At 30.2% G+C, this 24,924-nt stretch carries 22 protein-coding genes; 13 read left to right on the forward strand and 9 right to left on the reverse strand.

All coding sequences use genetic code 11. The features are described 5' to 3' along the window. The 6 genes from Q1A15_RS13235 to Q1A15_RS13260 all read left to right on the forward strand — a co-directional run bounded on the left by Q1A15_RS13235 (position 1) and on the right by Q1A15_RS13260 (position 4,907). Positions 1-483 (forward strand): TlpA disulfide reductase family protein, encoded by a 483-nt coding sequence (locus Q1A15_RS13235; RefSeq protein WP_299624652.1) that lies wholly within the window; start codon positions 1-3, stop codon positions 481-483. 156 nt (positions 484-639) lie between these two features. After that, positions 640-1,398 carry a triose-phosphate isomerase gene (gene tpiA / locus Q1A15_RS13240; protein ID WP_299624655.1) on the forward strand — a complete coding sequence of 253 codons (759 nt, stop codon included), beginning with the start codon at positions 640-642 and terminating at the stop codon, positions 1,396-1,398. Continuing rightward, positions 1,399-2,232, forward strand: a complete 834-nt coding sequence (prmA, locus tag Q1A15_RS13245; RefSeq protein ID WP_299624658.1) for a 50S ribosomal protein L11 methyltransferase — start codon at positions 1,399-1,401, stop codon at positions 2,230-2,232. It abuts the gene before it with no gap. 8 nt (positions 2,233-2,240) lie between these two features. After that, complete coding sequence (locus Q1A15_RS13250; protein ID WP_299624661.1) at positions 2,241-2,516, forward strand: ATP-dependent Clp protease adaptor ClpS; 276 nt, start codon at positions 2,241-2,243, stop codon at positions 2,514-2,516. Between the two features lies 1 nt (position 2,517). After that, positions 2,518-2,790, forward strand: coding sequence for a hypothetical protein (locus Q1A15_RS13255; RefSeq protein ID WP_299624665.1), 273 nt, complete (start codon positions 2,518-2,520; stop codon positions 2,788-2,790). A 1,289-nt stretch (positions 2,791-4,079) separates the two neighbouring features. Beyond that, positions 4,080-4,907, forward strand: coding sequence for a M57 family metalloprotease (locus Q1A15_RS13260; protein WP_363322680.1), 828 nt, complete (start codon positions 4,080-4,082; stop codon positions 4,905-4,907). Positions 4,908-4,972: 65 nt separating this feature from the next. Here Q1A15_RS13260 and Q1A15_RS13265 read toward each other — a convergent pair whose 3' ends face one another. The 3 genes from Q1A15_RS13265 to Q1A15_RS13275 all read right to left on the reverse strand — a co-directional run bounded on the left by Q1A15_RS13265 (position 4,973) and on the right by Q1A15_RS13275 (position 8,380). Continuing rightward, positions 4,973-5,368 carry a hypothetical protein gene (locus Q1A15_RS13265; protein WP_299624671.1) on the reverse strand — a complete coding sequence of 132 codons (396 nt, stop codon included), beginning with the start codon at positions 5,366-5,368 and terminating at the stop codon, positions 4,973-4,975. A gap of 186 nt (positions 5,369-5,554) precedes the next feature. After that, positions 5,555-7,051: a S8/S53 family peptidase gene (locus tag Q1A15_RS13270; protein ID WP_299624674.1), complete on the reverse strand. Its 1,497-nt coding sequence runs from the start codon at positions 7,049-7,051 to the stop codon at positions 5,555-5,557. 246 nt (positions 7,052-7,297) lie between these two features. After that, a complete protein-coding gene (locus tag Q1A15_RS13275; protein WP_299624677.1) occupies positions 7,298-8,380 on the reverse strand; it encodes a M28 family peptidase in 1,083 nt (360 codons plus the stop codon). 64 nt (positions 8,381-8,444) lie between these two features. Here Q1A15_RS13275 and kdsA point away from each other — a divergent pair, with 64 nt between their 5' ends. Together kdsA and Q1A15_RS13285 are read left to right on the forward strand one after the other, a co-directional pair. Next, on the forward strand, positions 8,445-9,263 hold the full coding sequence (kdsA, locus tag Q1A15_RS13280) for a 3-deoxy-8-phosphooctulonate synthase (protein ID WP_299624680.1): 819 nt from the start codon (positions 8,445-8,447) through the stop codon (positions 9,261-9,263). Then, positions 9,264-9,833 carry a hypothetical protein gene (locus Q1A15_RS13285; protein ID WP_299624683.1) on the forward strand — a complete coding sequence of 190 codons (570 nt, stop codon included), beginning with the start codon at positions 9,264-9,266 and terminating at the stop codon, positions 9,831-9,833. 4 nt (positions 9,834-9,837) lie between these two features. Here the strand turns inward: Q1A15_RS13285 and Q1A15_RS13290 are convergent, their stop codons facing one another. Beyond that, positions 9,838-10,713, reverse strand: coding sequence for a DUF4846 domain-containing protein (locus tag Q1A15_RS13290; RefSeq protein WP_299624686.1), 876 nt, complete (start codon positions 10,711-10,713; stop codon positions 9,838-9,840). A 164-nt stretch (positions 10,714-10,877) separates the two neighbouring features. Here Q1A15_RS13290 and Q1A15_RS13295 point away from each other — a divergent pair, with 164 nt between their 5' ends. Then, a complete protein-coding gene (locus Q1A15_RS13295) occupies positions 10,878-11,369 on the forward strand; it encodes a hypothetical protein (protein WP_299624689.1) in 492 nt (163 codons plus the stop codon). Positions 11,370-11,423: 54 nt separating this feature from the next. Here Q1A15_RS13295 and Q1A15_RS13300 read toward each other — a convergent pair whose 3' ends face one another. From Q1A15_RS13300 to Q1A15_RS13310, 3 genes are read right to left on the reverse strand one after another with little or no spacing between them, the layout of a single operon-like run. Then, a complete protein-coding gene (locus Q1A15_RS13300; RefSeq protein ID WP_299624692.1) occupies positions 11,424-13,871 on the reverse strand; it encodes an ABC transporter permease in 2,448 nt (815 codons plus the stop codon). A 31-nt stretch (positions 13,872-13,902) separates the two neighbouring features. Continuing rightward, complete coding sequence (locus tag Q1A15_RS13305) at positions 13,903-14,580, reverse strand: ABC transporter ATP-binding protein (protein ID WP_299624695.1); 678 nt, start codon at positions 14,578-14,580, stop codon at positions 13,903-13,905. 21 nt (positions 14,581-14,601) lie between these two features. Beyond that, a complete protein-coding gene (locus Q1A15_RS13310) occupies positions 14,602-15,852 on the reverse strand; it encodes an HlyD family efflux transporter periplasmic adaptor subunit (RefSeq protein WP_299624698.1) in 1,251 nt (416 codons plus the stop codon). Positions 15,853-16,059: 207 nt separating this feature from the next. On the opposite strand from Q1A15_RS13310, the gene Q1A15_RS13315 reads away from it, so the two are divergent. From Q1A15_RS13315 to Q1A15_RS13325, 3 genes are all read left to right on the forward strand, one after another. Further along, positions 16,060-17,412: a sigma-54 dependent transcriptional regulator gene (locus Q1A15_RS13315; protein ID WP_299624701.1), complete on the forward strand. Its 1,353-nt coding sequence runs from the start codon at positions 16,060-16,062 to the stop codon at positions 17,410-17,412. After that, positions 17,402-18,742 carry a HAMP domain-containing sensor histidine kinase gene (locus Q1A15_RS13320; protein WP_299624704.1) on the forward strand — a complete coding sequence of 447 codons (1,341 nt, stop codon included), beginning with the start codon at positions 17,402-17,404 and terminating at the stop codon, positions 18,740-18,742. The genes Q1A15_RS13315 and Q1A15_RS13320 overlap by 11 nt, the downstream gene beginning before the upstream one ends. Positions 18,743-18,874: 132 nt before the next feature. Continuing rightward, positions 18,875-19,825 carry a transglutaminase domain-containing protein gene (locus tag Q1A15_RS13325; protein WP_299624706.1) on the forward strand — a complete coding sequence of 317 codons (951 nt, stop codon included), beginning with the start codon at positions 18,875-18,877 and terminating at the stop codon, positions 19,823-19,825. Between the two features lie 39 nt (positions 19,826-19,864). Here the strand turns inward: Q1A15_RS13325 and Q1A15_RS13330 are convergent, their stop codons facing one another. Beyond that, positions 19,865-22,939, reverse strand: coding sequence for a hypothetical protein (locus Q1A15_RS13330; RefSeq protein WP_299624708.1), 3,075 nt, complete (start codon positions 22,937-22,939; stop codon positions 19,865-19,867). Positions 22,940-23,006: 67 nt separating this feature from the next. Beyond that, complete coding sequence (locus Q1A15_RS13335) at positions 23,007-23,744, reverse strand: outer membrane lipoprotein-sorting protein (protein ID WP_299624710.1); 738 nt, start codon at positions 23,742-23,744, stop codon at positions 23,007-23,009. Positions 23,745-23,941: 197 nt separating this feature from the next. On the opposite strand from Q1A15_RS13335, the gene Q1A15_RS13340 reads away from it, so the two are divergent. Further along, positions 23,942-24,901, forward strand: coding sequence for a transglutaminase domain-containing protein (locus Q1A15_RS13340; RefSeq protein WP_299624712.1), 960 nt, complete (start codon positions 23,942-23,944; stop codon positions 24,899-24,901). Positions 24,902-24,924 lie beyond the last annotated feature (23 nt).

A 24,924-nucleotide genomic window follows, 5' to 3' on the forward strand; every position in this document is an offset into this window, starting at 1 on the left:
ATGAGATACTTAGTCCTTATTATTTGTTTCGTTTTATCAAGCTGTACCTTTAGAGTGGAAACAGATTTTTCTAAAGAAGCATTAGAGGAACAGTTTTACACATTAGATAATAAAAAAATCACTTTCGAGAAGATTTTAGAAAAATATAAAGGACAAAAAATAGTAATAGATGTTTGGGCTTCTTGGTGTTCAGATTGTTTAGAATCGTTGCCAACTATTAAAAGTATTCAAAGAAAACATCCAAATGTAGTTTTCTTATTTTTATCTATAGATTATACTTTATCTGATTTACAAGCAGGTATTAAAAAATACGATGTGCAAGGAGAACATTATTTATTACCGTCTGGATGGGATGGTAATTTCGCTGATTTTCTAGGTTTATCGTGGATACCAAGATATTTGGTTGTAGATGAAAATGGAGGTATAGCTGTCTTCAATGCTGTGAAAGCTAACGATAAACGTATACTGTCTGCATTAGAGTAAAATATTACGTTTTCGTAAAAAAATAAACTCATAACGTTTTAACTTCATGATTAAAAAAGTAGTTTTGTGAGAATTCGTCATACATATAATTGATGAATCGTTATCAAATCAAATTTATAATCAAACTTCACAATTGAAGTACTTTACAACTAAACAATGAGACAAAAAATTGTAGCAGGTAACTGGAAGATGAATAATACTCTTGGTGAAACTAAGGAGTTATTAAAAGGATTAAAAAAAGAATTAAAAGGTTTAAAATTAGATAATACGCGTGTTATTATTGCGCCAACATTCGTAAACCTACAACATACAGTTAAAAAAACAGAAAAAAGTAGTATTGAAGTTTCAGCTCAAAATTTACACGAAGCTCAAAATGGAGCTTATACAGGTGAAATTTCTGCAGATATGTTATTAGACATTGGAGTGAAGAATGTAATTTTAGGACACTCAGAAAGAAGAGCATATTTTAATGAAACAGATGAGGCTTTAGCTCAAAAAGTAAATACAGCTGTAGGTAAAGGTTTAAATGTTATTTTTTGTTTTGGAGAGCAATTAGAAGATAGAAATAGTGGAAATCATTTTGCTGTTGTTGAAGATCAATTGAAAAAAGCTCTTTTCGGATTACAGTCAGAAGCATTTAAAAATATTATCTTAGCCTACGAACCTGTTTGGGCAATTGGAACAGGACAAACAGCTACTGCAGATCAAGCTCAAGAAATGCATGAGTTTATTAGAGGTTTGTTAGCTAAAGCTTACGATGCTAAATTGGCTGATGGAGTTTCTATTTTATATGGTGGAAGTGTAAAACCAAATAATGCAAAAGAAATTTTCTCTAAGCCAGATGTAGATGGAGGATTAATCGGAGGAGCATCATTAAAAGCTAAAGATTTTTCAGAGATAGTAAAATCAATTTAATTGGATAATATATATATAGAGTATTCTTTTACAGTAAACCCAAAAGTACCAGCAACAGAGATTTTAATTGCTGAGTTAGGGGAGATGCAGTTTGAAAGTTTTGTAGAAAATGAAACCGGTTTACTAGCGTACATTCAAAAAAAAGACTGGAACGAAAATGTTCTGAGCGAAATTTTTATTTTACAATCAACAGAGTTTGATATAAAGTATACTTTTAAAGAAGTAGAACAAACGAATTGGAATGAAGAATGGGAAAAACATTTTAATCCAATTCAAGTAGAAGATAAAGTAAGTATTAGAGCACCATTTCATGAAAATCCTAATTTAGATTACGATATTGTAATTGAACCAAAAATGAGTTTTGGAACTGGGCATCATGAAACTACTCATATGATGGTTCAACATTTATTATCTTTAGATGTAAAAGATAAAAAAGTGTTAGACATGGGGTGTGGTACTGGAGTTCTTGCTATTTTTGCAGAGATGAAAGGTGCTAAACCTATCGATGCTATAGATATAGATAACTGGTGTTATGTTAATTCTTTAGAAAACGTAGAACGAAATTCTTGTAGTAATATTTCAGTATATGAAGGAGATGCTTCGTTATTAATTAATAAGGAATACGATGTTATTATAGCTAATATCAATAGAAATATACTTTTAAAAGACATGAAAACATATATGAATTGTTTAAATGATTCAGGAGTGTTACTTTTAAGTGGTTTTTATAAAGAAGATATACCAATTATAGATAAAGAAGTAAGTCAGTATAATATGACACTCGACACTGTAATTGATAGAAATAACTGGGTAGCATTAAAATATGTAAAATAGAAATGAAGATGAGTACTATTGAAAAAATTCAGGAAGAACTAGATGTACTAGTGCAAGAGACAAGTAAGCATGAGATTATTTTGTATAATGACGATGTAAATACATTTGATTTTGTAATCGATAGCTTAATAGATGTTTGTGAACATACTTTAGAACAAGCTGAACAATGTACGATTCTAGTTCATTATAAAGGAAAATGTGCTGTTAAAACAGGTGAGTATAAAGATTTAGAACCTAGATGTACTAGATTATTAGAGTTAGGTTTATCTGCTGAAATCGTTTAAAATGGAGAATGTTTTAAAATATTATGATTTTTCTGATTTTTTTGAAGACAAATCAACAGCATTTTCTGGAAACGAAATCGCATTTACCGAGTTAAACGCAGAGCATTTTTTAATTTTTGAAAAAACTTCTGAAAATTTTAATTTGTACGTATCTAAATTTCTGAAAGAAAAAGATATTGGAGTGAATCCACCAGAAATACTAGAATTATTAGTAGAAAATTACGATAAATCTATTCCTGAACATAGAATTATCTTACGAAAATACCTTCACTAAAAAACTCAATTTAATTGAGTTTTTTCTTTTTTGTGACCTTTTTAAAAATCTTGTGTCTTATTAAATGTAACAGTAAAGTAATACTGTTCAATTTTTAAGACGTTCATTGTATTTATATAAAGTTACTTTTAAGTTATAACAATACTTGTAGTTAGTTAAAAACTAAGTTTGATAACCAAAGGAGACTTGAGATAAAATTTTTAGCCTCCTTTTTGTGACTTTTTAAAAACCGATGTGTCTTACTAAATGTAACAGTTTAATTAAACTGTTTTTAAAAGAAGTTCATTGTAATCCCTGTAAATAACTCCAAGTTATATTAAGTAATCCAAAGAACTATTAACTGTATTGTTAATAGTGATAAAAATAGTAGTAGTTAGTTTTTATACTAAGTTTGGTTAGACAAGGAGACTTAAAATATTTTTCATTTCTAGTCTCCTTTTTTGTGACTTTTTAAAAAAAGATGTGTCATAATAATGTAACAAGGTTTTAAAGGTTACAAATCATAATAAAGAAAAGTTCATTAGAATAAAAATATAAGGTAATTCCCAATTACATTAAATAATCCCTAAGCTATGCAAATAGCAATAAAATTTAAGTAGTGTAAATAGTTTGAATAGTAAGTAGTAGTTAGTTTTAAAACTAAATTTGGTTAAAGAAGGGAACTGAGAAGATGGAGAAGTTTAAAAGTTCCCTTTTTATTTTACTATCAAATAAGAAATTAAAAAAGAAAATAGTTTAAGTAGTTAAAAATAGTAGTAGTTAGTTTTTATACTAAGTTTGGTTAGACAAGGAGGCTTCAATTAATTTTGAAGTCTTCTTTTTTTGTTATGTTATATAATTCAATAAAATTTACTGTTTTTGTTCTTTGGTTAAATATTTCATAATTAAAATTATGTTTTACGACTTTTTTTGATGTTTTTTAGATGGATGAATAGCATGGTTTTTCTTTTTCTCTACTTTTTTGATAGGATTTATAGAGCATTCATTTCTCTTATAAATCAATTTTTACAGTTTAATTTTATGTTAATTTTTAAGTTTTAGGTTTAAACTTAGTTTCAGATTTTAACTATTTCTCTTCAATTCAGTTGTTAAAATTCATTATGTTCTATATCAATAGGTTACTGTTTTTTTTTGTTAAAAATGTTAAAATTTTATCCTCATTGTTATTTTATAAACATCAAATTTAATTTTGTGTAAAAACCAATAAATGTTAAAATGATAAATAAAAAGTTATAATTTCGTTAAAAATTAATTATAAACCATTAAAAAACCATTTAAAAATGAAGAAAATGAAATTCTCCCGAATTGCATTATTATTGGTTGGTGCGAGTTTTTTCGCATGTCAATCAGAGGACAACAATCAGCCAGAAGCTGCGGCTGAAAACGGAGTATCTACAGAAATCGTTGCTAGATTAGCAGATTTTGACATGAATACTAACGGTGTTAAAAAGGTAAATTTTGTATTACCAAACGGTGAGTTTACTCCTATGTATCAAGTTGAAGGTGATATTCATATGACTGAAGACAAGATTAATAGCTTACCTGATTTACAAGATCTTTCTGGAAGAAACTACTATACTAACAATTTAGTAGCTCAAAACACTGTAATTAACATTATCGGATTTACTGGTGGTGGAGGTTTCGGTCTTTCTAATAAAGCACAAACTGCTTTACAATGGGCTGTTAACAACTACAATAGATTAAATTTAAGTATCCGATTCAATTTAACTTTTGGTACAAACTACCAACCACAAGATATGGTAGTGTATAACAATCCAAACCAAAACGGTTCAGGAGGGTCTGCTGGTTTCCCAACAAATGGTAATCCTTTCAAGTTTGTTCAAATTTTTGGATTAGAGGGGTTTTCTACTAATGTAAACGAGCATGTTATCACTCACGAAATTGGTCACTCAGTTGGTTTCCGTCATACAGATTACCAAACTAGACAAAGTTGTGGACAAAATACTAATGAAGGTACTGCTGGCGTAGGAGCTAATCCAGTTCCAGGTACTCCTGCAGGTTACGATCCAACTTCTGTTATGATTGCTTGTTTTAATTCAAGTGATGATGGTGAGTTCGGTCCTAACGATATTATAGCGTTACAGTTCTTATACTAATTAGAACTTTAAGAAATTACTTTTAAAAGAAAATCCTGAGATTATATCTCAGGATTTTTGTTTTTTTAATAAAATACTTTTTGTGAATAATCTACAATTCTTAAAAGCTTATCTAATAATTTTATATTTATCTGAGGATAGTTAATGTCGTTATACTCATTTTTAATTGATAAATTAATGTCTTCAGGAAGTACTTTTTTCTCTTCTCCGTTAAACTTCAAATAGTACTTACCTTCTCTAAGCGCTAATTCAGCTGTTTCTACAACTAATTCGTTTTTGTTCTCGTCTACTAGTTCTATTTTAATGAACTCAACCTTACCAACTTCATATAAGTCTATGTTAATCTTATATTCAGTATCTGTTTTTTCTACAAAAGAATAAAATACAGATCCTTCTCTGTTTTGACTAAAAGAGGTCATTGAGATTAAAATGAAACAGATAATAAAAGTAATTTTCTTCATTACGAATTGATTTATTTATGATGCAAATTTATAAAAGTTATTTACACATTAATTATTTACGTGTAAAATATAACCAAGTTCATGCCAAAACGATTTTCGTAAGAATTAATTTTATAGAACCACAAAAAAAATCCTCACCAAAGCGGTGAGGATTTTTAGGATTATTTTGTTGTGAATAATTTTCTGTTATTGTACAGCTTTTAAAGCGTTAATGTTACCGTAACCGAAGTTAGAATTTCTGTTTGGATAAAATTCTCCAGCTCTTTTCATTTTGTCTAATACTTGAGAACGTGTCCAAGTTGGGTTTTTAGCCCATACTAGTGCAGCAATACCAGCAGTTGTTGCAGTAGCTACAGAAGAACCTCCAACATAATTAGCGGCATTGTTGTAAGAACTTAACACAGGAACAAAGTTTCCAGAGTTTCTTTCCATTTCGATAGTAAAATCAATTTTAGAACCTGAGTGACAGTTTCCACATCTTGTATATCTACCTTCTTTTAATCCAGTAACAGCAACTGTTTCATTCATGTTTGCTGGGAAAATAACTCCGTACCAAGTTGTAAATGAAGTTGAAGTACCACCAGCAGCGATAATCATTTTTCCTCTATTGTATGCATATTTAATTGCATCTCTAACTCTAGAAATTCCAAAAGGAGAACCAATAGACATAGAAATAATTTTAACATCACTTCTGTTTCCTAATGCAGTTAATGCTTCAGCAACTCCTCTTTTTTCATGATAATCATCAATTAATACATTTTGTACAGCTCTATAACTAACTAAATTAGCATTGTAAGCAACACCAACAGGTAAGTTATTTCCGTTTCTAGGTGCTGTAGCTACAGAAGCCATGCTTGTACCATGTCCACATTTATCGTTAACTCCATCGTAGTTATTAGACCAAGGCCAGATAGAATCTACATAAGTTCCAAATTTTTGTACAGATCTACCAGAAGATTGACCAGTATTAAAGTTTTGATTCATAAATCTTTGATCTGGAGATAAACCAGAATCAATTACAGCTACAGTAATTCCTCTACCTGTACTATAATTCCAAGCAGCTGGAATATTATGAATATCAAAATTCCAAGGCACTCTAGCAGCAGGAGAAACAGTTCTAAAATCTGAAGAAGCAATGTTCTGAGATCTGAAACCACATCCAAATCCTTCACCAGATCTAGCACTTACCCCGTTGTCTTCTTGAAAACTATATGAAGCAGGCTCTAAGTAACGAACTGTGTTATCTTCTAATAAAGCTTGAATAGTTGCGATATTTTCAACTTTAATATCAATAACATTAATGTTTTCATCTACATATAAGTCATCTGTAGCTCTAGATGCAGTAGCTCCCTTTTCATTTTCAATAGATCTAACTAAGTTGATAAGTTTGTCTTTTATTCCGTTAGAAGCAGCACTTCTTTGAAATTGACTTGGATCATTACCATATCCAATAGTTAGTAAGTTGTTTCCGTGTTTAACAGCACTCCAAATTGTTTGTGCATTAGTGTCCATCCAGTCAAAATCACCCTTAGTTTCTAAGGATTCTTGAATTACAGAATTGATTTTGCTTTTAGATAAAAGTTCAGTTTGAGTTTCAGGGGTTGGTTGATCGATGACTTCGTCGTTATTAGAACACGACACGATAGCCCCAGCCACCGCTAGGGTAAGTAGTAATTTTTTCATTCTTTGAAGGGTTTTTTAATTTGTTGACACGAATATATTAAAAAAAATGATAAAATTTTAAATAATATTCATTTTAAGGGTTTTTAATTGTGTTTTTGATAAATAAATACAGAAATGAGTTCGTTTTTGTTAGGTTTTACTTGTTTTAGTAGGGTTGATTAAGGTTCGGATGGTAAATCAATAAAAAAAGCACAACCAAATTGTAGGTTGTGCTTTTTTTATGAGTTAGTTTTGTGAATATGCTATTTATTCTTCAAGTGTAATTCTGGTAGGTGTATCTTTTCCGTTAATAATAGATTGCGTTCCTACAAAAACAGCTTTAATAGTTTCTGATAATATGGAAACATTTAAAGTCTCAGCTTCATCTGTTACTTGATGATAATCTTTGTCTAAATCTATAGGAGTAGTACAAAATGTATGAGACGGAACTCCTAATCGAGCTAATGATGCATTATCGGATCTAAAAAATAAGCGATATTTCTTATAAGGATCTGGATATAATTTGTATCCAGTACCTTCTAAATTCTTCTGAATAATTTTTCCAAAACTAGATCTTTCAAAACCAGTTAACCAAGCAGTTTTTGGTCCGGTTTTAGGTTCTTTACCAATCAATTCTAAATTAATACCAGCTATAAATTTTTTAGGATCTATTTGTTTTCCAAAGTAAGTCGAACCAATTAATCCCATTTCTTCAGCAGTAAAACAAGCAAATAAAATACTCCTTTCGTTATCACCTTTTTTAGCTAAATATTTCGCTAAAGTTAATACACCAACAACACCAGAAGCATCGTCGTTTGCACCATTGTATATAATGTCGCCTTCACCGTTTTTCTTTACACCTAAGTGATCGTAATGAGCAGACACAATTACAAATTCATCTTTCTTACTTTTTCCTTCTAATACACCTAAAACATTGAACATTTTAATACCTTTTTGTTCAAAGTTTTGACGATAAGTTTTTAGGTTTTGAAACTTTTTTAATCCAATTTTTTTGAATTCATTTTCTATATATTGAGCAGCTTTTTCAATACCAGGTGTACCAGTTGCTCTTCCTTCCATTTCGTCTGAAGCTAGAGTGTATAAATGTTTTCTAACTAAAGTTGTGTCGATAACGAGCACTTCTTTTTTACCTTTAGTATTTTTACTAGTATTGGGTGAAGCTTGACTTATTCCATCAGCTCCATTCTTACCATTTTTTCCAATTTGACCATTTCTAGCGTCTTCACCTTTAGTTCCATTAGTTCCGTCTGTTCCTTTGGTATTAATAGCGCAACTAACAATAAGAGTTAATAAAAATATAAGAGGTAACTTTAAAAGAATAGATTTCATAAGTAAATAAATTAAAAGCTAAAGATAGCTAATATTATTCCTTAAATTTGTCAAAATTTTGATAATGGATTTAAATCTTATACCTAAAATAAAACATACAAATGCTAACAATTTCTTTTTACTTTCTGGGCCTTGTGCGATAGAAGGAGAAGATATGGCTTTGCGAATTGCTGAGAAAATAGTAGCAATAACAGATAAATTAGAAATTCCTTATGTTTTCAAAGGAAGTTTTAAAAAAGCCAACAGAAGTAGAATTGATAGTTTTACAGGTATTGGAAATGAAAAAGCTTTAAAAATTTTAAAGAAAGTTTCTGAAACATTTGATGTGCCTACAGTTACTGATATTCATGAAATAGCTGATGCTGAAATAGCTGCGGAGTATGTTGATGTTTTACAAATACCAGCATTTTTAGTTCGTCAAACAGATTTAGTAGTTGCTGCTGCAAAAACTGGAAAAGTTGTGAACTTGAAAAAAGGACAATTTATGAGTCCGGAAGCTATGAAACATGCAGTGAGAAAAGTAAAAGATTCTGGAAACAATAAAGCTTGGATTACTGAGCGTGGTACTATGTTTGGTTATCAAGATTTATTAGTAGATTTCCGTGGAATTCCTACAATGAGAAAATATGCACCAACAGTTTTAGATGTAACACACTCGTTACAACAGCCAAATCAGAGTTCTGGGGTCACAGGAGGAAGACCAGATATGATTGAAACTATAGCTAGAGCTGGGGTTGTAAATAATGTAGATGGATTATTTATTGAAACACATTTCGATCCTGCAAATGCGAAATCTGATGGAGCTAATATGTTACATTTAGATTATTTAGAGCAATTATTATCGAATTTAGTTGCTATTAGAAAAGTAGTAAACTCACTATAAATGAATTTAGATTTTCCAATTACTGCTGATCTACCTTTATCAATCGCAACACGAGAATTAGGCATTAGTAATTGGAAAAATCTAGTTTCTTACATTCAAAAATTACCTTACGGAAGAAATAAAAACAGACAAGATTTATCTTTAGTTTTAAAAGAAAAGAAAGGAAGCTGTAGTTCTAAACATGGTTTTTTAAAAGCTGTTGCGCAAGAAAATAAACAAGATGCTGTTACTTTAATTTTAGCCATTTATAAAATGAATGGAGAGAATACAGGAATAGGATCTGTAATAGAAACTACAGGTTTATCTTACATTCCAGAAGCACATTGTTATTTGAAAATAGAAAACGAAAGAATAGATATTACTTCATCTAGTGCTGCTTTTGATAATTTAAAAGAAGTAATACTTTCAGAAATTGAAATTACTCCAGATCAAGTAACAACATTTAAAGTAGCATATCATCAAGAATTTTTAAAAAATTGGATTGAAGAAATTCAATTAAATAAAACTTTCGAAGAAGTTTGGGAAATCAGAGAAAGTTGTATTCAATACTTATCCTCACAATCAAATTAAAGTTTTATTTAAATCGTATAAATATAGGTTTTTCAAAATAATAACTAGGTGTATATACAGGTAAATTTGAAGAGAATTTATACCAAGGAGATATATTATCATCTTCAAAATTTTTAAGTAAACACACACTTTGCGCAGGAGTATTTCCTTGAGCTAAGAGAAAAAGTTTTTCTCCTTTATCATTAATAACTTCATCAACAATAATTTCGATATGTCCAGGATATCCTGGTTGAACTAGCATATCACCAATTTGCAGATCTTTAATTTGTACTTTTTTAAGTTCGCTATGTAAAGACGCAGTTCCAGCATAAGTATAAATTAAATTCAGGTATTTGTAAAAGTTTGCTTTAGAGTGATTTGGATTTGCAGTTTTATGAGAACTAACTTTATTACCTTTTACTTTAGCTCGAAATCCTTCAGCATATTTTTTCCAAGAACAATAGTGTCCAGAAGTAAATTTAAATCCGATTTCGTTTTTACGATTCTGATCCCATAAATACTCAGCTCTAATTCGCATTAAAGCATCGGCGCACTGCTGTAATCCGTTTTTAGGAACAGGAATTTCTAAAATAGCATCATGCCAATTTTGGGCAAAATATTTAGTGCCATCATGATTTATGATTTCTGTACCATGTTTTTTTAATTTGTAGTTTCTTAAATATTGCTGAAAAGATGTATTTTTAATCGTACTTCGTTTATAACCTTTGGGTGGTTTTACACGAGTTTTAATTGTTTCTCCTTCTTTATTAATTAAACTTTCTTGAGGAGATAAAATTAGAGCTTCAATGTGATTGGTATATTGTTTTCCTTTCGTAGTTGTTCTTAATAAAAGAAACAGCGCTAAAAGAGCAATGATTGTTAGTGAGAGTATTTTTTTCATAGTGTTTTAATATTGAATTTACCTTTTCATACCGTTTTCTAAATTAAAGAATATTTTTGTACTCCTAATATTTATAAAAATGAAAATTAAAAGTATAGTTCTAATACTTGTCCTAAGCTTTGTTTTTTTAGAAAATATCTGCTCAAACAGCTAAGGTTGAAATCATGCATTATCCAAAGAAATGGAAGTTTGAAAAGATTTCATTTCCACTTGATTTTGCTAAAGATATTACATGGAAGAGATTTGAAGAACTACGTTTTTCTCCAGGAATGTTTAAAGTTGAAAGCAAAGAATATTTCACGTATTATTTTGGAATGAAGGTAGAGGAGAAGACAGTTATTAGTGAGGAAACTATAAAAGATATGCTTGAAAAATATTACAAAGGATTATGTAAAGCTGTTAATAGTCAAGGAAAATTTAAAATTGATTATGAAAAAATAGTCGCAAAAGTGTCTAGAAAAGATGCTCAAACTTTTAAAATTTCAGTTGTTTTCTTCGATAGTTTTACAAATGGAAATCAAGTACTATTATCTATGCTATTAACAACAAAAAAGAAGAATAATGCTACAATGTTGTTGGCTTCTGTAGCTCCCAAGAAAAGTGAAGGTAATTTGATAGAATTACATCGAAAGAATTTAGAGTTTAATTTCAATTAAAAATAAAAAAACAGCTACAAATTAGTAGCTGTTTTTTTATTCTTAAAAATAGCTTTATTCAGATCGTAAAGAATTTACAGGATTAGAACTTGCTGCTTGAATAGTTTTAATACTGATTACAATTAGAGCAAAAACAATCATTATAAAACCACTGATTAGAAAAGTCATAAAACCAATGTCTGTTCTGTAAGAGAAATCTTGTAGCCATGTATGAATTCCGTACCAAGCAATAGGAGAAGCCAATACAAAAGCAATACTTACTAAAATTAAAAACTCTTTACATAACAATGTGTTTATTTGTAAAACAGAAGCTCCAAGAACTTTTCGCATTCCAATTTCTTTTACACGCCTGTTAGTGGTGTAAATTACAAGTCCCCATAAACCTAAACAACTAATTAAAATCGAAAGTCCGGTTGCCCAACTTAATAGTTTAGAAACTTTATTTTCTTTGTTGTAAAACTTAGCAATAGTTTCATCCATGAATTCGATACGATAATCTTCTATTTCGCTATAAACTTCACCATAAATATTTTTAATTTGATCTAAAGTCTTTTTAAAATCTTCATTAGATAAATCATGAAAAGCAACATGCACAGCCATGTATCTACTATATCTAGGTCTATACCAATCTCCAGTTAGCGCCAATGGTGAAATATCGAATCGAAGCGATTGCTGATTGAAATCAGACATAACACCTACAATAGGAGTTTTTGAATCTCCAAAATCTAAGGATTTACCTATAGCATCTTGAGGTGATTTAAATCCAAAAGTTTTGCTCGCAGTTTCATTAATGACCAATTCTCTTACAGTATCATTTCTAAACATTTTACCAGCTAAAAGTTTCAATTCAAATAATTCAGCATAATTGGTGTCTCCAAAAATAAATTGAATATCAGACTGTATTTTTTTTTCTCCATCGGTATACGTTGTAGTAGAAGTATTATAACTGTTGGAAGCTGGAGGTACACCACCAATACTCAAATGTTTAATTTGTGGAACAGCTTTTAGCTTTTGTAAGTACAATTCTTTTTTAGCTAATTCTCGCTCACCTCTTGGACTATAAATTGAAGCAATAGCATCAGTTTTAAATCCTACATCTTTATTCAACAAAAAAGTAATTTGCTTGCCAACCAATAAGGTAGCTATAATAAAAATTTGAGCAATAGTAAATTGAAATATTGTTAAGAATTTTCTCAATAAAGCCTTTTTTTCTCCCGATCCTAAGTTGTTTTTTAACACAGCAATTACATTGAATCTAGACATGATTAATGCTGGATAAAACCCAGATAAAAACGTAACAATTAATAATAATAGAATAATTGCTATGATGATTGCAGGATTTCCAAATAACGAAAATGTTAGTCCTTGTTGAACAAAGTCAGAAAATACATTGATTAACCATTTTGAAAGGATTAATGATAAAACTCCAGAAAGAAAAACAAGTAAAAATGTTTCTCCCATAAATTGCATTATCAATTGTTTTCTAGAACTTCCTAAAGCTTTACGGATACCAATTTCTTTAGATCTTTGAGTAGCTTGAGCGGTATTTAAATTGATAAAGTTGATACAGCCTAATAACAATAGGAAAATTGCAACTAATCCTAAGTTTCTTAATAAAGGTTTACTGGCTTGACTTCTTTCCCAATCATAGGTTCCGTAACTATCATTAAAATGTATGTCATGTAATGGTTGAAGAACAAATTCTTTAGATTGATTGTGTTTACGAGAAAAATCATCTAAATGCTTAGCCGCTAAATCATTCAATTCTTTTCGAATTTGATCTAAATTATTGTTCGAACTTACTTTTACATAAAGTTGAGAACTTGAGTTTGTAGAATTCCAGTTTTTGTTGATAAAATCACCACGCAGTCTGGTGTTTAAAATGGTAGGTTTAGAGATAAATTCTTGAAAAATAAAATCTGTTCTACCTTTTAAATTCTCTACAATTCCGCTCACTTTTATATTCAAAGAATCGTTGTAGACTAAAGTTTTACCAATAATTTCTGATGGATTTAACTTTGGAAAATATTCTTTAGCTCTAGTATCTGTTAAAATCACCTGATTAGGATTTTCTAAAGCGTCATTTTTATTTCCTGCTAAAAAGTTATATTCGAAAATATCAAAGTATTCAGGTGTAGTGAAGATCACATGATTCGGCCATTTCTTAACAATGCTTTCTTCTTTATTTTCTACAATTGAAGGTCTTTCAACAGTAAATCCGTTAATAACTTCAAAGTTAGAATTCTCTTTAATAGCATCTTCTAAAGCAACAGTAACTCCAGAGTTGAAAAACTTTCCGTTTGGACCACTAAAGTTAGAAACGACTCTATAAATTCGATCACTGTTTTTATGAAAATTATCAAAAGTAAAATCATAATAAATCATTAAGCCTATAATAAAAGAGGCGCTTAAACCTATGGTAAGTCCAATAACATTTATTAAAGAAAACACTTTGTGTTTCATAATGTTTCTCCATGCTATTTTGAAATAATTTTTAAGCATAACGTAAGGCTTTGTTTTTAAAGGTTAATAATTAAGCTAAAATGTTTTCAGTAACTTTTTGTCCGTCTAACATTCGAATAATTCGATGACTATATTTAGCGTCGTGTTCACTATGTGTCACCATAACAACTGTAGTTCCAGATTCATTTAAATCAATAAGTAAATCCATAACTTCGTTTCCGTTACTACTGTCAAGATTTCCTGTAGGTTCGTCTGCTAAAATTAATTTCGGATTATTAACAACAGCTCTAGCAACGGCAACACGTTGTTGCTGTCCACCAGATAATTGTTGAGGAAGATGATTTCTACGATGCATGATTTGCATTTTTTCTAAAACTTCTTCAACTCTCTTTTTACGTTCGCTTGATTTTACTCCAGTATAGATTAAAGGAAGCTCAACGTTTTCAAAAACAGTAAGTTCATCGATTAGGTTAAAACTTTGAAAAACAAAACCAATATTGTGTTTTCTTAAGTTTGCTCGTTTGCGTTCGTTGTAATTAGAAACTTCAATTCCATTGAATTTAAAGCTTCCTCCATCAGGATCGTCTAATAAACCAAGAATGTTAAGTAAGGTAGATTTTCCACATCCCGATGGTCCCATTATTGCTACAAATTCTCCTTCTTTAACTTCAAAAGATAATTTGTTTAAAGCAATGGTTTGTACTTCTTCTGTTTTGTAAAATTTTTGTAAGTCAGTAATCTGTATCATAGTACTTTCTATTTATTTTTTTTATTGTAATATCAATTCTTCTATGTCTTTATATGCGTCATAACTAGAGGTAATCACTTTATCACCAGAAGTTAATCCGTCTAAAATTTCGTAGAAACTGGAATTTTGACTTCCAAGTCTAGTAGCAACACGATATGCTCTTTTACCATCTTCACTAACTTTAAAAATCCAATTTCCATTTGTTTGCTGATAGAAACTTCCTTTAGGAACAAGTAAGGCTTGTTTTTCAGCACTTAAAGCTACTTTAATTTGAAGGTTTTGTCCTCTTCGAATTCCTTTCGGAACTTCATCTTTAAATTTCATATCGACTTGAAATTTCCCATTATTCACTTGAGTAAAAACCTTTTTTATGACTAAAGTATATTTTTTGTTTTGAAGTGTTAAACTTCCTGTTTGACCAGGATAAATTCTAGAGATATAATGTTCATCCATGGCAAGTCTAACTTTATAATCAGAAGTAACATCTACCTGGCCCAAACGAGTTCCTTTATTAATTGACTGTCCAATTTCTGTATCAAAAGAAGTAAGTTGTCCATCTATTGGTGAACGAACAATTAAATCACCTACTTTTTTACGCATTAATTCTAGAGCATTTTGAGTTCTTCTGTAGGAACTTTTAGCTTTATTAATTTCTAAATTTGAAGCAATAGAATCTTCAGATAAAACCTGTTTTGCCAGTTTTAATCGTTCTTTTTGATAGTTATAGTTGTTTTGAGAAGATTCAAAATCTTGACGAGAAATTACTCCTTTTTCATACAATTTCTTGTTCAATTTATATTCTCGAGTCGCTTCAATATGACTACTTTCTACATCAGTATATCTATTTTTTCTATTGATAGTATTCTGACGAGCTGCATTTTGAGAAATTTGCATTTGCGTCAATAAATTATACACAGATGTTTCTTGATTAATCAGGTTTAATTCTAAATCAGTATTAGAAAGTTTCAAAATAGGTTGTCCTTTTTTTAATGTAGCGCCATCTTCAACATATTTTTCTACAACATTACCACCTTCTAAAGCATCTAAATAAATGGTTGTGATTGGTAATACAATTCCATTGATCGGAATATTTTCTTGAAATACGTCATTTACAATAGTACTCACGGCAATACGCTCTTTTTTAACATTCAGTTTTGTGTTTCCAGATGACTGTGTAAATATGTACACCAGCAATACAACAAATAATAAAGCGCCAATCATAATTATGATATGTTGATTTGAAAACCTTTTCTTTTGTAGTTGAATATCCATTGTAATAATTTTTACGTTACTTCATTCATATTCAATATAATGCCAAAAACACAAGACTCTGTATGTCAGTGTTTTAGGTTTTTGTTGCGTTTTTAAAGTGTTCGGTTTTGATACACTTAATGTTCAAAAATGCACACTTTTGCTAGTGTTATATTTTTTAGTTTTCTAATTTTTAAAACCTAGTCATAAAATCGTAATATTGTAGTAATGGTATTAAAAAAAGCTACAGTTTTAGTCATTGATGACGATGCAGATGTACTCACTGCTATACGTTTGTTACTTAAACCTTTGGTAAAAGCTATTGTGACAGAAAAGAATCCTAGCAATATAATTTCTCAAATAGAAAAAGCTACTTACGAAATTGTAATTCTTGATATGAATTTTAATGGTTTGGTAAATACTGGAAATGAAGGAATTTTTTGGTTACGAAAAATTAAGGAATATCAACCAGAAACAGCTGTTGTTCTCATGACTGCTTATGCAGATATTGATTTAGCGATAAGAGGTTTAAAAGAAGGAGCATCTGATTTTTTAATGAAACCATGGAAAAATGAAAAGTTACTAGATGCTATTGGTACTATTTTAAATAAGAAAAAAACAGAAGCTAAAAAGACTAATACTTTACAAATAGGTAGTGCAACTATTATTGGTGAAAGTGAAGTTATGCAAGATGTTTTTACTAAACTTAAAAAAGTTGCCCCAACAGATGCTAACGTTTTAATTCTTGGAGAAAACGGAACCGGAAAAGATTTAATAGCAAGAGCAATACATGATAATTCTAATAGAAAAGATAAACCATTTATAAAAGTTGATGTAGGAGCTTTAACAACGACATTGTTTGAAAGTGAATTGTTTGGTTATAAAAAAGGAGCTTTTACAGGAGCAAATGAAGATCGAATTGGTCGTTTTGAAGCGGCAAATGGAGGAACTTTATTTTTAGATGAAATTGGTAATATTTCATTAGGTCAGCAAGTACGGTTATTAACTGTTTTACAAAACAGATATATCACTCCGTTAGGTTCTAATAAAGAAGTTCCGATTGATATTCGATTAATCTGTGCAACAAACCTAACTCCTGAAGAGTTAGCAGACGAAGGAAAATTCAGAAAAGATTTAATTTATCGAATTAATACAGTAGACATTATTGTGCCGCCTTTAAGAAATCGAGGAACAGATATTACGATGTTGTCTAAACATTTTGTGGCATATTATGCTGAAAAATACAATAAGAGTAATTTTAATTTTGATGCTGGATTTATAAGTAAACTTAAAAATCACGATTTTCCTGGAAATGTTAGAGAATTACAATATGTTCTAGAGCGTGCTGTGATTATGACTGATGGATCTGTTTTAAAAGCTGAAGATTTGGTGTTTTCTTCAATAGAGCGATCTGTAACACTAAAAACAAGTAAAAATGAAAGCTTGAATTTAGAAGAGGTAGAAAAGAAAGCTATTCTTACGGTTTTAGAAAAACACCAAGGTAATATTTCAAAATCAGCAAAAGAATTAGGAATTACTAGAGCAGCATTGTACAGACGTTTAGCTAAATATGAATTATAAGAGTTTCATTTTAAAAATATTTTTTAGAGTTATACTTATGGTAAGTGTAATTCTAGCTATTGTATATTTCTCATACACAAATGGGTTTACTTACGCTATTCTCTCAGGTTTAGGATTATTCGTTATAATATTTAACACATACACTTTTGTAAAACGTCGTTTCTTAGTTATTGAAGATTTCTTTAATGCAGTTAAATATCGTGATTTCTCCAGAGGTTTTCCCGAAAACGTAGCAGCGAAAGACATTCGTTTCTTGTATAAAGGATTTAATCAAATTCATCAAACGATTAAAGAGATTAATACACAAAATCATGCGCAATATGTTTATCTGCAAAAGATTTTAGAAATGGTAGATATAGGTATTATTGCATATAATTTAGAAACTGGAAGAGTGTTATGGAGTAATGATTCTTTTCTAAAGATTCTAGATGTTCCTTCATTTAAAAATATCAGTTTCATAGAGCGACGAAAGCCAGAGTTATTCACAACTATTTTTGAAACTTTTCATAGAGAAGAAGATTCAGTAGTAATAAACTTAGAAAATGAAAAAATAAAAACTTTAGTTTCTGATACAATTTTTGAGGTTGAAGAAGATACGTTCAAATTATTAGTGATTCAAAATATAGATAATACATTAAATAAAAATGAATCAGAATCATGGAAGAAGTTATTAAGTGTAATGACTCATGAAATCATGAATTCAATAACACCAATTGCATCGTTAGCCAATACTTTAGAAAGAAATTTAGATGGATTAATTTCTGAAAATGATGAAGCTTCTGAGTTGATAGATTTAAATGCAGGAATTAAAACCATAAAAAATAGGAGTGAAGGCTTGTTGAAATTTGCAAAAACTTACCGAAGTCTTAATAAAGTAACCAATCTTAATTTGCAAAAAATAAGAGTAACAGAATTATTTACAAATATTCAGTTACTAATGGAACCTTCTATAAAAGCAAAAGGAATTCAAATAGATTTTTTAAATACCAATGATCGTTTAATGTTACATATTGATGTGCATTTGATAGAACAAGTATTAATAAATTTATTATTAAACGCTGTTGATGCTTGTAAAGAAAAAGAAGAAGCACATATTCGAGTTGAAGCAATAGAAAGCATTAATCGAAATATAGTAATCAAAGTATATGATAATGGAATCGGAATTCCAGAAGATATACAAGAAAACATTTTTGTTCCTTTCTTTACAAGTAAAGAAACAGGCAGCGGAATTGGCTTAAGTTTGTGTAAACAGATCATGCTGTTGCATAAAGGAAGAATACAGGTAAAAAGTGTTATAGAAGAAGGAACAGTTTTTTCGCTAGTTTTTTAATCAAAGAATGATAGTAAAGAATAAAAAACCATTTGCTTGTATCAAAGAGTTTTTTACTAGATACTTTGTATACTTGTATTTGATGTTATTCATTTTTAAAATTTAAGGTATAGTTATTGATAAATGATGCGTATGAGATTATTTACACTGATTTTTTTCACAGTTTTAGTATCCACAGCACAAGATTTTTCAGCAGTAAATGAAAAAGTGAACGGATACCCAGGTATTATTACCGTTGATAAGTTGGCAAACAGAATACAAAAAGATTTCCCTAAAAAAGAGCATCAGGTAAAAGCTTTGTATCGTTGGTTAACTAAACATATTCGTTACGATTTGCAAGAGTTTTACAATCCGAATAGACAAACACGAACGACATTTAGATATCGAACTGAAGAAGAGAAGCAACAAAAAATTAAAGCGATAAACGACAAGATAGTCAAGAAAACTTTACGAACTCGTAAAGCAGTTTGCGAAGGTTATGCAAGAACATTTGCAGAAGTATGTTCACTTTTAAATATCGAAAATGAAGTAGTTACTGGTCACGTTAGAAATTCAGCTCAGGTTATAGGAAATTCATCATTAAGTGCAAATCATGCTTGGAATGCAGTTAAGCTTAATGGAAAATGGATTTATATAGATGCAACTTGGGGAGCAGGAGCAGAGACTAATGGAAGATGGATAAGAAAATTCAATCCGTATTATTATAACATACCAAAGAAGAAATATTTTAAAACTCACTTTCCAGAAGAAAGTATATGGAGATTAAGAGTTGGTAGAATAACAAAAGAACAATATTACAATCAGCCTATTTATAGTAATGATTTTTTAAAATCGAATGTAACTTTAAAATCTCCAAACTCTGGAATTTTAAAAAGAGGAAAAGGAAATGCTGTAACGATAAAACTAGGTAATGCTAAACAGAAAGAATTTTTTGTTGGTTTTTTAGGAAGTAGCAGAGCTGTAAAACCTGAGAAAATTGTAGGTAAATCAACGACAACAGTTCGATTTGTTCCACCTCCAGGAGCTAAACAATGCTTCTTATTAATGGACAGAGAAGTAGCGATAGAATTTTTAATAGATTAAATAAAAATCCCCTTGATTTCGTCAAGGGGATTTTTGTTCTTATTTTTTAGCAATAAAATCTTCTTTACTAAGTAGTTTAATTTGCTTTTTGTCAGCTTTCAGTTTACGCTTTTCGAATTTTGAAATCTCTTTATTTTTGATTTTTTCGAAATCTTTTTTAGCTTTTTGTAATCGAGTTTCTAATACCTCTTTATTCTCAAGCTGAGATAATGAAGGTTTTTCAAACTGATTAGCAACTTCAGCATATAAGTCTGAAAGTTTTTCTCTTAATTCTGGTTCGGCTTCACCAACATAACTATCTCCAGTTGTAACTACTAAACTTTCTTTTAATGGTTGTAGTAGATTAATCACTTTAGTAGCAGTTTTCTTTAATTTAGGATCAGCTTTAATAGCTGCATTAGCATCTTTAATATGAGTGTCAATTTGATATACTAAATACGCTAAATCTTCCATGTCATCATACAGTTCTAGAGTAGTTTTATGCTGAGCGATTCTATCTTCATTAGAAATTAAAGATTTAGGATCGTTTTTCACTTGAATAGTATTTACATACTCTTTTCTCCCTTTTTTAAGTACAACTTTGTAAGTTCCTGCAGGTACACGAGGTGCTGTAAAACCACCAAAAGTAAAGTTTTTACCAGCTGCAACTTTTGGATTCTTCTGTCTGAATCCCCAGTTTACAACATTTATACCTTTTGATTTACCAGGTACAAGAGTAATTAACTCTTTATCATTCTGATCTTTGATAGTTAACGTCATTTTTCCGAATGTATGACGTTTTTTCAAGTAGTAAATGATTTTAGCAGTAGTACTCGGATTATTACCAACAAACTGTAATTCTGTACTTCCGCCTCCAAAACCACCTTGTTCTTTAATAACTGCAGGTTTTGAATTGAAGAAATGTACATTTTTAGCTAACATTTGCTGATTTACTTCACGTAAAGGAGAAATATCATCAATAATAATAACTCCACGACCGTGTGTTCCTAAAACTAAATCGTTTGTTTGTTTTTGAAGATCAATAAAATGTACAGCAGTAGCAGGCATATTGTTTGTAAAACGAGACCAGTTTTTACCACCATCAATAGTAATGAATAGACCGAATTCAGTACCTAAGAATAATAAATCTTTGTTTACATAATCTTCTTGAATGTTTCTAGCGAATCCAACAATATCTTTAGTAGCGATAGATTTCCAAGATTTACCAAAATCAGTTGTTTTGTATACATACGTATTCATGTCACCAGAAGTATGTCCGTCAAATACGGCATAAGCTGTACCTTTATCATGAGAACTCGCTTCTATATGGTATACCCAAGTATTTTTAGGTAAACCAGAAATATTTGCTACTGTATTTTCCCAAGTTTTACCACCGTCTTTTGTAATTTGAACATTTCCATCATCGGTACCTACCCAAATTACTTTTTCATCTAAAGGAGATTCAGCAATGGTAAAAATAGTTGTATGTGTTTCTGCACCAGATTTATCAACAGAAATTCCACCTGATTCTTTATCTTGTTTCTTAGGATCGTTTGTAGTTAAATCTGGAGAAATTTTAGTCCAATTATCTCCCATATCTTCACTAACATGTAAAAATTGACTACCCATGTAAAAACGATCTGGTTGATGAGCACTTACTGCCATTGGAGCGTTCCAGTTAAAACGTAAATCAGCTTCACCTTTAATCGGTAATGGTTGAATATTTCTGTTATAGTTTTTATCAACATCATATCTCCAAACTTGTTGTGCACCTTGCATTTCAGAATAAATAATATTCTTAGTAGGATGTTTTAATACTCTAAATCCGTCTCCAACACCAACACGTTTCCAGTCTCTAGCTTCAACACCACCAGGAGAAGAAGAAGGTCCGTACCAAGAACCATTATCTTGTAATCCTCCATAAATGTTATACGGCTCTTCATTATCGACACTAATTTGATAAAATTGAGAAAGCGGAAGATTATCTACCATATCTAAAGTAGCACCACCATCCCAGCTTCTGTAAACACCACCATCTGTTCCTACGAACATTGCATCTGGATTTTTGATATCAAATACAATATCATGAATATCAGAATGCATTTGACCTAGATTTTTAAATGTTTTACCTCCATCTCTAGAAATAGAACCATTTAATCCACCTTTTACTAAAATATCTGGATTTGTAGGATGAACAACTAATCGAGAAAAGTAGAAAGGGCGAACAACTAAACCGAAATCACTATTTAAAAGTTTCCAGTTTTTTCCAGCATCATCAGAACGATATAAACCTTTATCTTTTTTGCTTTCTACTACAGCAAACACAGTATTTGGTTGTGAAGGCGCAATTGCAATCGCGAAACGACCTAAATCTCCTTCTGGAAAACCATTATGAATTTTATTCCAAGTTTTTCCAGCATCAGTAGATTTGTATAAAGCACTACCTGGACCTCCAGAATTAAATCCCCAACCTGTTCTTCTAAATTCCCACATAGAAGCATATAGTGTGTTAGGATCTTTAGAGTCCATAATTAAATCACTAGCACCAGTTTTTTCATCAACATAAAGAATTCTTTCCCATGTTTTACCACCATCTAATGTTTTGTAAATTCCACGTTCATCACTATCGCTCCATAATGCTCCAAGTACAGCAACATATACTTCATTAGAATTATTTGGATTGATTTTAATGCTACTGATTCTTTCAGATTTTTCAAATCCAATTTTTTTCCAGTTTGCACCACCGTCTTTAGATTTATAAAGTCCGTCACCTAAAGAAACACTATTTCTAGTCCAAATTTCTCCAGTTCCTACCCAAACAGTATTGTCAGGATCACTTGGATCTAAAGCAACTGCACCAATAGATTGCGCATATTCATCGAAAATAGGAGTAAAAGTAGCTCCAGCATTTTCAGATTTCCAAACACCACCACCAGCGGTTCCGGTATAGATAATTTTAGGATTTGTTGGGTGATTTTCTAAGTCGATAATTCGACCACTCATTAAAGCCGGACCAATATGTCTTGCTTTTAAATTTCCGAAAAGTTCTTTCCCTTTTAGAACTATATCTTGTGCAGTAACACTTGTAGATACAACAAGAGAACCACAAACTATGAATTTAAATATCTTGTTCATAATATGTAGAGTGTCCAGTACTGAAAACAATACTGGATTTATATTTAAAGTTGGTTAGTAAGAGAAATTATTTTTTAGCTGGTAACGCAAAAGACGCAGCATCAACTTCTGGATTTAACTTGATCTCTTTAAATTCCATTGTTTGAAACTGACTTCCCATACTAAAAGGAAAATAAATTCCATCAACTTCTTGATAATCACTAAGTGTAGATTTTACTGTTTGTCCTTTCATTGGTCCTTGATTTACTGTGCTTTCAACAACGATAGGAACAAAGTTTTCAGTATCAAAGTAGTAGTGTGTAATGTTTGGTAAAGATTCACCATTTACTAGAACAGGTTTTTTAGTCAATTTAATTTTGAACGTTTCTGCTCCGTCAATAGTTTCTTTTCCAATTAATTCTACAGTATATCCTTTTTCTTTATAGTTTAAAAATGGATCTGGAAATTGAGCTAATTCATTTTTTAAATTTTGAGTAGCTTCATTATCACTTTTTTCAGCTTCCATAGTCATTTGGTTTCTTTGCCAAGAAACTTGCCCGTCAAAAGCAGACCAAACCATTTTGTTTCCTTGTAATTCTATAGAAACTAATTGTTTTCCGTCTTTTGTAGATAATTGTTCGAAAGGAATTTCCATGCCTTGCATTTTCATATTCCCAATCATTTGAATTCCTTTAAGCTTCTCTAGCTTTTCTTTCCCTCCAATATTTTCGATGTAATTATTAATAATTTCGTCTGCAGTTTGTGCATAACTACTTACAGAAAACATAAGCGCTAACGCAATAGATAAAGTTTTTAGTTTTTTCATTGTATTTGATGTTTAAGGTTGTACTATTCTAATAGGAAGAATAAAAATAGAAAATGTTACAGTTTTTTCTTAAAATTTTTAGGTATTTGTATCAAATGTTTTAAAACTTATCTGAGTTGCTATTTTTTGATGGTGTTTTTAATAAAGTTGTAATTCTATAACTTATTTTTTATTTTTAGCTAACTAAGCTATGTATAATGAAAAAGTTTTCCCTTTTATTGTTTTTAATTCCATTAATAACATTTCCGCAAGATTTTACTAAAGTAGATAATGTAACACGTGCTGCTTATAAAAAAGTAACAACTATTGATGCGCTAGCAGAGCGTATTAATAATGATTTTGAAACTGATATAGAAAAAGTGAGATCTGTGTTTACTTGGTTGACATTTAATGTTTCATACCGTTTGCATTATTCTAAGACACTTGAAGCTCCTGAGTTTTTTGTGTATTTAAATGATGAAGATTTAGAAAAGGTTTTAATAGCAAAAGAAGAGAAAAAAATAACGGATGCTTTTTATAATCGTCAAGCTGTATGCGAAGGTTATTCTTTACTGTTCAAAAGAATATGTGATCTGTTAAAAATAGAAAACGAAATGGTTTTTGGATATACAAAAGCTTCTGGAGATTATGTTGGAGTTATACCTAAAGGTAAAAATCATGTTTGGAATGCCGTAAAAGTCAACAATAAATGGATGATGATAGATGCTACTTATGGAGCAGGATATATTTCTAAGAATATTTGGATTAAAAAATTTAATGATACTTTTTTTGATGCTAAAAAGAAAGTTCTTAATGGAACACATTATCCGGGAGATCCTAAATGGAGACGTTTTTTAGGTCAGAAAGAATTGAGAGAGTTTTGTCAAGATCCAGTAGTTAAGAGCGCATATTTTAAACATAACTTAGATGTTTTAGAACCAAAACAAGGTGTTATTGATTTAAAGAATAAAAGTCATCTAAAATTCAAAATAAAAGGATTAAAGCACATGCAATCATTGTTGTATGTTTATGGGAAAGAAGGAATGATTAGAACACCAGAAGTATCAGGCAAAAAAGAATATAGAGATTATTACTTCAAAAAGCCAAAAGAAGATACTACACTACACATTTATGTAGATAATGAGTTGGCTTTGGAGTATATCGTAAAAGTAGAATAACTACCTTTTTTTGATGATTTTCT

Origin of the sequence: uncultured Tenacibaculum sp., assembly GCF_947495995.1 — a bacterium.
Lineage (GTDB): Bacteria > Bacteroidota > Bacteroidia > Flavobacteriales > Flavobacteriaceae > Polaribacter.